We start from the raw sequence: 538 nt of genomic DNA on the forward strand, positions 1-538 counted from the left end.
ATACATATTTAAGGAGATATGTGCTTTATTATGGTTTTAAGATAACTTTTGTACATTCGTCCTGATGATTGTTAAACATTTCATAGGCGTCACTTGCTTGATCAAGAGGGATTCTATGAGAAATTATTTCTGTAGGGTCAAATTCCCTATCTGTAATTTTTTTAAATAATTCTGGCATATAATGAATTACTGGAGCCTGTCCCATCTTTAAAGTGATGTTTCTTTCAAAAATGTTCCCAAGAGGAAACATATTATATATCGATCCATATACACCTGTTAGCTGAATTGTCCCAAATTTCCTTACTGCTTTTAAGGCAATTTGAATAGCACTTAACGTTCCTCCTTGCAGCTTGAGTTTTTGTTCAATCGCTTCTACTGGTGATTTCTTTCCATCCATTCCTACACAATCAATTACAACATCTGCTCCACCACCGGTTACTTCTTTGATATAGCTTCCCATATCGTCGTATTTATCAAAATTAAAGCACTCTACGTTATTCATTTGTTTAGCTCGTTTTAATCTATATGGAACGTTATC

1 protein-coding gene is annotated in these 538 nt (G+C 33.8%); it reads right to left on the reverse strand.

Annotated features, from left to right (window positions below; all coding sequences use genetic code 11):
* Nucleotides 1-28: 28 nt before the first annotated feature.
* Nucleotides 29-538: MDR/zinc-dependent alcohol dehydrogenase-like family protein (locus RB298_RS30985; protein ID WP_486050168.1), on the reverse strand; the 510-nt coding region annotated here is incomplete at its 5' end.

Source organism: Priestia sp. BR_2, assembly GCF_041954005.1.
Taxonomy (GTDB): Bacteria; Bacillota; Bacilli; order Paenibacillales; family Paenibacillaceae; genus Paenibacillus_AQ; species Paenibacillus_AQ lautus_A.